The sequence below is a fragment of the Dyadobacter flavalbus genome (assembly GCF_006149045.1).
Classification (GTDB): Bacteria; Bacteroidota; Bacteroidia; order Cytophagales; family Spirosomataceae; genus Dyadobacter; species Dyadobacter flavalbus.
Genome location: NZ_VBSN01000056.1, coordinates 2,664 through 9,321, shown reverse-complemented (window position 1 = coordinate 9,321; position 6,658 = coordinate 2,664). Strand labels below are relative to the sequence as shown.

The 6,658-nt window shown below is 62.1% G+C and carries 1 protein-coding gene; it reads right to left on the bottom strand.

All coding sequences use genetic code 11. From position 1 onward, the window contains the following. The coding region (locus tag FEM33_RS19025) for a choice-of-anchor D domain-containing protein (protein ID WP_161597189.1) at positions 1-6,658 on the bottom strand (6,658 nt) is incomplete at both ends.

The following is a 6,658-nucleotide window of genomic DNA, read 5'->3' as shown; positions in this document are numbered from 1 at the left end:
CCTGTTCCGCCGGTCACATTGCCGTAGTACTGGTCGGCGCTGAACTGGCGTCCGTCGGCTGTGGTGTAAGCAGCCGTCGAGCCTGTATTGATGCGGATAGCCGCCGGGCCGCAGCCGGCTGCGCGGCTTACGGTCACCTGCTGGGTCTTGCTGCAGCCGGAGGCATCCAGCACCGTCACGTTGTAGACGCCCGGCTGAAGGCCGGTAGCGGTCAGGCCGGTCTGCGCCGGGCTGGAATCCCAGCTGACGGTGTAGCTGCCCGAGCCGCCGGTGATGCCGGAGACCGTGGCGGTGCCCGCCGCGTCGGTGCAGGCCATCACAGGCGCTGTCACGGTAAAGGCCAGGTTATTGACCACCGGAATGGTGAAGACTTTGGAAGTCTCGCAGCCGGCAGCCGTGTTCTCCTTCACATAGAAGGTATAATCGCCTGCCGAAAGGCCGGTAAACACCGGGGAGGTCTGGTAGGTGCCCGAAGGCCCCATCTTGTAGAGCAGAGCCGTGGCCGTGGTGTTGCTCACCGAGAAGGTGATCTGGCCGTTGGCCACCCCGCACTGCGCACCCTGTACGGACTGCTGGTTGAGGCTGATGGCATCTGCGCTGGCCGAGGCCGCAAAGATCTCCATGCCGGCCAGTGCCACCCGGTTCACACTCGGGTTGAATTTGACGTCCAGCTTGCCGTCGGTGACTGCCACAGCAAAGTCCTTGACGATGGCGGTCTTGTAGCCGGCCTCCCGGAAGATGTCCAGGTTGGAAAGCCGGGTCTGGTTTTCCAGGCTGACGGCGAACACCCGCGAGCCGGCCGCTGTAAAGAAGTTTTCCACAAAGTGCATGCGGACCATGTAGCTGCCGTTGGCCACCGGGACCTGGTAGCGCGTCTCGCCCAGGTCGGCCGATGCGGACAAATACGTCTGGTAGAGCGCATCCTCGTCGGTGCCGGCGATCGGGGTCGCTGCCGGTTTGTCCAGCTGCACCGAACCCTGGCGGTAGGCCTTGTCGGCTTCCCACACCTTGCCGCCGATGCTGACGCTAGCGTCTGCGCCGCCTTTGATGCGCTTGACAGCGGTGATCACATTGCAGTTATCGTCTGCGATGCCGTACAGCGGTACGCGCACCGGCGAAAGGCTGCTGTTGTAGCTGACCAGCAGGGCCGCATTCTTGATGCCCGGACTGCCGGGGCGGAACGTAACGGCAACGCTTGTGGTCTGCTGCGGGGCCAGCGTCAGCTGCGCAGGCAGCGCGGCGGTAAACTCGTTGAGGTTGGCGCCGGTGATCTCGATGCTCTTGATGGTGACATTCGGGTCGGCGCTGCCGTCGGCATAGGCCTTGCCCAGGTTGGTCAGCTCGATAGCCTGGGTGCTGGTCTGGCCGGTGCGGCGCGAGCCGAAGTCGACGGCCGAAGGCACCGATGCCAGCTCGGAGTAGTTCACAGCGCCGGTCTCAGGCTTCACATTGCTCACATAGAAGATATTGTCCTGGTAGTCATAGTTGGTCACTGCCGGGTTGCCGATGTAATCATGTCCCAACAGGTAGGTATTGGGGATGATGTTGCCGTTGGCATCGATGGCCTTCCAGACCCTGATGCCGATCTTGCCTTCCGAGTTCTTGGTACGGTCGGTGTTGGAGCTGCCCGAGCGGAAGCCGAAAGCGCCCGACGGGTTAAAGGAGCCTTCCGAAAGCGCACCGGTGGTCGAGCCCCTTTTCAAAGGCAGCAGCGACTGTCCGTCCAGGGCATCATGGGTAAACAAGGTCGAGTAGGTCGCAGAGCCCTTGGTATAGTATTCCAGGTTCTCCACCGAGGCGCAGCAGCCGTGGTAGGCCGCCAACTGCACGACCGTCACCGGCCGGGAGGCATCTGCCCTGGTAAAGAAGGACGGCATGATCTCGTCGGTGTTCAGCACCATGCTCGTGCCGGCATTGGTGCCGTCATCGTGCTGGAAGCCCACGTTGGTCTTCAAACCGAAGGCGCTCATGATCTCCATGGCCCGCGGCTCGTTGTTCCCCTCGCCGGCTGCCTGCCAGAGCCCGCGCAGGATCAGGCTTTTCTTAGGCGCCAGATCATCGTTGGAGACAATGTTGAGCGTGTCGTTAAGGATCCTGACGCGGCCTGTGGCGTACTGCGCCACAAACTGCACGGCTACTTCCACCGAAGCGGCCGGGTTGATCACGATCGGCGCACTGGCATCATAGGCTGCGCCGCCCACGGAGGCAATCTTCCAGCCGGCCGTGTTGGTCAGGCTGAGGCCTGCGATATTGAGCACACCGGTGCCCTTGTTGCTGATGCGGACCTTGACCACATCGTGGTTGCGGTTGTAAGGCGTAAAGGTGCCGTCCTCGTTGGTTCTTCTCCAGGGCGACTGGATCAGCGAGAAGGTCAGCTTGTCGCTGGCCGGGAACCTGTCCAGGTTCTCGACGATCATATTGGCATTGCTTGGCTGGGGCTGCACCACCGTAAAGGAAACGGCCGATGAGGTCGCCTCGTTGCCGTTGCCGTCCACTGCTTTGGCCCTGAGGCTGTAAGTGCCCGCCGTATTGATCAGCAGCGGCGCGTAGTACTCCTTGAAAGCCTCGTTGTTCAGACTGTAAAGGGTGCTGGCCACGCCTGAGCCGCCAGCATCGGTAGCCGTCACCGTGGCCACGACCTGGCCCAGGTAGGTGCCGGCAGACTGCGCCGTGCCTTTCAGCTGCACCGCAGCTACGGGCGGGATAAAGTCGCCCTCGGCGGTGGCCGGGTCCACGATCACAAAAGTGATCTTGGTGTTGGTGCCGCCTGTGGCGTCCAGGGTCAGCTTGCCGTCGGTCACCTCGACGGTCGCCGTAGCGATCTGGGTCGGGGTCTGGGCCGTGGGCACAAAGCCTGAGATGACCGGGGTGCCTTCCGCATTGATGCGGTGGTTGCTGTCATAGAAGCCGATATCGCCTGCGCCTACGGTCACATTGTAGAGGCCGTTGGCCACTTTCAGCTCCCAGCTGCCCGGGGTCTGGCCCGTGGCCGTGCCCTGCATCAGCGCCAGGGTCCGCATGCGTGTTTCCACGGTTGCCGAGCTGCGCTCGCGCATGCTGGCGGTGTTGTCCTTGGGCTCTTTGCTGACCGGGTTGACCCAGCCATAGCCGCGGGTGTCGCTGTAAGGCTGTCCGGCATCGGCCAGATAGCCCTGGGGCGTCACGGTGGTCGCCAGCTGGAAGTTGACCCTGACGGCATTGGCACTGACATCGGTCACATACAGGCTTACTTTCAGGGCCGCGCTGGCAAAGCCTTCCGCGCGGGCGGTCACCGTCGTGCTGTAGCTGCCTGCGGCAAGGCCTGCGGTGTTGACACCGAAAGACAGATTGCCCAGTGCAGGCGAAGGCACCGTCAGCCAGCTGGTGTTGGACTTATCAAAGGTGATGGCTGCGGGCGTGCCGTTGCGGGCCTGTAGCGTAACCGTCTTGGCTGCGGCCGTTCCGTTGACCGGCGCGTTGAAGTCCAGGGAAGCGGCCTCAAAGGCCAGCTCCTTGCGCGTGCCGGCAGCGATCACGTTGCTGAGCACAAAGACATAATCCTGGTAGTCGCCGTTGGAGGCGTCCTCAAAGCAGACCAGGTAGCTGTTGGCCACCAGGTTGCCCTGACGGTCTTTGAGCGGGTAGGTCCTTGCGGCATGCAGCGCAGGGCCGGAGGCATTCAGCGCATCCTGGGTATAGGACAAGCGGTTTTCCAGTCCCACCACATAGAGCCCGAAGGCGGCATCAGGCGTAAACTGGTCTGAGCCTGCCACGATCTGCGGGAACAGGGCGTTGTGCTGGCCAAAGACCCCGGAGAGCTTGCCGACCAGGTTCAGGTCGACTGCGCCGTTGTTGGTATAAAAGCCGAAAGGCAGTTCCTGGTTGGGCGAGTAGCGCGCCACTGGGGTGATGCCCACCGGGCCGTCGCCTGCTTTCTCAAAGAGCTGCACAGGCACTTCCTCGCCCTTCATGCTCGTTTGCACGCCGTTTGCCAGGTTCGTCCAGCCTACATTGATCTTGTAGCCCAGCGTATTGACCACCGTCTGCAAAGGCGGCTCGTTGCTGCCCTCATAGCCGTTCAGAGACATGGCGTAAAGGCCGATGCTGAGCGCGGGGGCATTGTTTGCATTGCTGTTGATCACCAGGGCCGCCTCAAAGGTAGTCACTACCGTCAGGTTGCCCGGCGTAAAGGAGACGTCCAGCATTTGGGTCTGCTCAGGGGCCAAAGCGTTCCCGGTAGGCTGGCCTTCCACGCTGACGGCCTTCACCGTAAAGCTGGCGGCATTGCTGCCGGTGATGCCGATGCTGCCCAGGTCCAAAGTGCCGGTGCCGGTGTTGGTAATCGTCAGACGGCGGGTCACCGTCGTGTTTTTAAGCGCATCAAAGATCAGCTCGGGGCTGCTGGCAGTGATCTGGGCCGAAGATACCGGGCTGCTCACCGTCAGACTGACCGGCAGGCTGGCGCTGGTATAGCCTTCCGCTGCAAAGGTAACGGTGGCCTGGTAGGTGCCTGCCGCAAGGCCCGCAGGGTCGATGCCCAAAGACACGCTGCCTGCCGAAGCGGCCGAAGGCAGCACCAGCCAGCTGCTGTTAGCCGTTTTGCTGATGCTGACAGACGGTGTGCCCGAGCTGGCCGACAAAGTCACGGCCTGCGCTGCAGGTGCCGCGCTGCCGCTGGTATGGGTAAAGGCCAGCGAGGAAGCCGACAGGGAAAGCTCCCGGACGGTGGCCTGCTCGTAAGGCTTGATGTTGCGGGCAATCACGACGATGTCCTGGTAATCCAGCCCGGAGGTAGTCTCCTCGAAGGCGATCACATAGGCATGTTCCACAATCACACCGGCCACATCTTTCAGCGGGTATACCCTGACGTGGTGCGGCAGGGCGCCGTTAAAGGTATTGAGCGCATCCTCGCTGTACAGATGCCGGTTGGCAAAGTACGGCCAGCGCGAGTAGAAGCCGAAAGAATCGATGCCCGGGTCAAAGGACAAAACGCCGCTGGTCTGTACGTCAACGGTCTGGTAGCTGCCGTTGCCCACGGTAAAGAGCTCGTTTTTGGCATTGGCGTCCCCGGAGCTGTACCAGCCAAAGCCCGTCACGGTGCCGGAAGGGTCCTGAGGACCGAACACCGACAGCGGCTCGATGCTGACCGGCGCATCCCCGGCGCGCTGGAAGGCCTGGATGGCTACTTCCTCGCCCAGCAAAGGTGCCTTGGCCGTGGTGGTATTGCTGTGGATGACGTTGGTATTCTTGTTGTCATCGCCTACATTGACGTTGATGCCGTGCACGTCCATCACCAGCTGCAGGGAAGGCTCATTGGCACCTGACAGCCCGCTTGTGCCCAGGCCTTTCAAGGAGACCGCCTGCACGGGGTTGCCGGTGCTGCTTACCAGCAGGCTGGCTGTTTTTACGCCCACTGAGCCAGGGTTGAAGGCAATGTTGAAGGTAATGGCGCTTCCGCGGGCAATGATGACCGGGGAGGCCACGCTGGCTGCGGGTGCACCTGTCAGCAGAAACTGGCTCTGGTCAGCGCCGTCCAGGGCAATGCCCGTTACGGTCAGGTTGCTGTTGCCGGTATTGGCCAGCGTGATCGTGTGCGTCTTGCCGGCCGCACCGCCTGCCACGTCGCTGTCGGTGATCTCCGAAGGGCTCAGCTCGGCAATACCTGCCAGCGCGGATGGCGCCGTGGCTTTCAGCAGCACGATCTGCGCGGTCTTGCCGGTGGTGTTGTTCCAGTTGTATTCGATCACATACAGGTTGCCGGTCTCGACGTCCTCGGTGATGTCCAGCGGGTTGGTAAAGCCCGAAAGTCCTGTGATGCCCTCTGTGCCCGAGCCGGTCTGCGCACCGATGATGTCGTAGATGCGGTCATCGCTGTCGGCCGAGTTGACCGAAGGGTCTTTGACCTTCGAGCCGGGTTCAAGGACAATGATGTCGCTGCCGCCGCTGAAACGGCACACCAGCAATCTTCCTTTCAGAGCGCCGTTGAAGGCATTGCTCTTGTATTCGATGGCGCCGTTAGGGGATTTGTTGAGCTCGAAGTTATAGGCCGCGCCGCGGTAGTTGGCATCGGGTCCCTGCGTTGCGGGGTACTTGGGGTTGTCCAGGTAGCCGCGGTTGGCCACGTACTCGCCGCGAAGCGGGTTGGGATGGCCGTAGTAGCCGACCGGCTTGAAGGGGTTCACCCGGAAAAGCCAGTCGTTCTGCACCTTCACCCCGCTGGTCGATACCACCACAGGGCCGTTATAGAAGCTGCCGTCGGGCCTTCTGGTGTTTGCCACCGAGGCCGGCGAGTTGCCGCCTGCCGCCGAGCCGTTGGCCGGCACATACAGCTGCCCGTTGCTGTGCCATACCAGGTCTACGGCGTTGCGTACGCCGGAGGCATAGATGGTCAAAGGCGAGTTGCTCGCATAGGGGTTATAGGTACCGTCTGACATGCGGTAGCTGTTGGACGGTGCGGCATTGATCAAAGCCTGGTTGGAAGTCGTTCTCACATCCAGCGGCAGGCTGATGCCTGCAAGCTTGTCCAGGTCGAGCCTGAGCACGGTCGCTGCCAGAAGGCTTTCGTCACGCTGCCAGGTGCCGTCGTAGCTTCCCATCGAGCTCAAACTTCCCTGGTTGAAGTACAGGGCGCCGTCCGGCCCGAAAGCGATGCTGTTGACCAGGTGGTCGGCCTTTGAAC